At 63.1% G+C, this 1,808-nt stretch carries 2 protein-coding genes; both read left to right on the forward strand.

Annotation, left to right across the window (positions count from 1 at the left end):
* Positions 1-270: 270 nt before the first annotated feature.
* Positions 271-1,218 carry a MurR/RpiR family transcriptional regulator gene (locus EOA27_RS34840; RefSeq protein WP_126081232.1) on the forward strand — a complete coding sequence of 316 codons (948 nt, stop codon included), beginning with the start codon at positions 271-273 and terminating at the stop codon, positions 1,216-1,218.
* Between the two features lie 197 nt (positions 1,219-1,415).
* A partial coding sequence (locus tag EOA27_RS34845) for a nuclear transport factor 2 family protein (protein ID WP_145970773.1) occupies positions 1,416-1,808 on the forward strand: 393 nt, incomplete at its 3' end.

Genomic DNA, 1,808 nt, shown 5'->3' on the forward strand with positions numbered 1-1,808 from the left:
CCCTCGGAGACTGCGCGATGAGTTGCCCAGGGCCCCATCTGTCCGCAAAATCAGTCTGTAACTATCCTACTTTACTGTCAAGCGGCGACAGACGGCGGAAGCAATCAGGTTCAATCAGATACCAGCTAATGTGCTGATTTAAAACAGATTTATCGCCGCTTGCGGTATGTGTTACTTTCCTACATACTCATCGCGGTTGATTGCCTATGGCCAGCGGGCGGATAATCGCGAAGATGACGGATCCAGAAGCGGGCTGGGGAGGACTGGCGAATGACCGAAGCTGACAGCCAGGCATTGCGAATTGCGGACGAAGACGGCGACCGGCACGACCATGTCAGGCGCTTTCCCGATATCATCTCGCAGGTGAAGGACAGCTATGCGGAGCTGCGGCCGGCCGAGCGCCGCGTCGCCGATGTCGTGCTCGACGATGTCAAATATGCGGTCGACGCGTCCAATTCGGCGCTTGCCCAACGTGCCCGGGTCAGCGAGCCGACGGTGACACGGTTCTGCCGCGCCATCGGCTGCGAGGGCGTGCGCGATTTCAAGCTGAAGCTGGCGCAGAGCCTCGTCGTCGGCGCGCTCTATCTCGCCACCAAGCCCCAGCCCGCGAACAGCGACAGCGGCATGCCGTTCTGGAACGCCGTGTTCGGCGAGGCGCGACGCGCGCTGCAGGAGGCGGAGCGGCAGATCGATCCGGGACAGCTGCAGAAGGCGGCAGAACTGATCGCCAGGGCGCGGCAGGTGACGGTGTTCGGCCTCGGCGGCAGCTCGTCGGCGCTGGCGCAGGAGACGCAATACCGCCTGTTCCGCTATGGGATCACCATCAATGCGCAAAGCGATCCCTATTTGATGCGAATGACCGCCTCGACGCTGAAGCCGGGCGATCTGGTGATCGCGATCTCGGCCACAGGGCGCACACGCGAGGTGATCGAGGCGGTAGAGCTCGCCAAGCATTACCGCGCCAACGCGATCTGCGTGACGGCGCCGGACACCGAGCTGACCCGCGTCTGCGATGTACGGCTGGCGGTTGCCGTGCCTGAATATCCCGACACGCTGAAGCCGACCGCGTCGCGCTACGCATTCCTGGCGGCCATCGATCTGCTGGCGGTGGCGACAGCCTACAAGATTGACGGTCCGGCGCGCGAGACGGTGCGCCGGATCAAATACAACGCGCAGATCCATCGGACGGGCAAGGAGATGGAGCCGCTCGGGGATTAGCGACTATCCTTCTCCCCTTGTGGATGAAGGTGGATCGGCGCGATAGCGCCGAGACGGATGAGGGGTGTTCCAGCGGAGTGAGACGCTGGCTTTCCCTGGAGCCCCCCTCATCCGTCGCCTTCGGCGACACCTTCTCCCACAAGGGGAGAAGGGGAAGGCGCCGCCGGATTTCGAACTGAAAAAGGGAACGAAGAAAAATGCTCGACATCGCACCATCGCAACAGGCGGCAACCTGGCTCGGCTCATTCGGCCGGGCGCTGGAGGCGGGCGATATCGAGGCGGCGACGAACCTCTTTGCGGAGGATTGCTACTGGCGCGATCTTTTGACCTTCACATGGAACATAAAGACCATGGAGGGGCAGGCCGCGATCCGCGAGATGCTGAAGGCCACGCTGTCGCTGGCGCAGCCATCACATTGGCACCTGACCGGCGAGCCGAGCGTCGACGACGGCATCGTCGAGGCTTGGTTCACGTTCGAGACTGGGGTGGCGCGGGGCGAGGGGATCCTGCGGCTCAAGGATGGCCGCTGCCGTACGCTGTTCACGGCGATGAGCGAGCTCAAGGGTTTCGAGGAGCAAAAGGGCCCGGCG

It is taken from the genome of Mesorhizobium sp. M2A.F.Ca.ET.037.01.1.1, assembly GCF_003998075.1.
GTDB lineage: Bacteria > Pseudomonadota > Alphaproteobacteria > Rhizobiales > Rhizobiaceae > Mesorhizobium.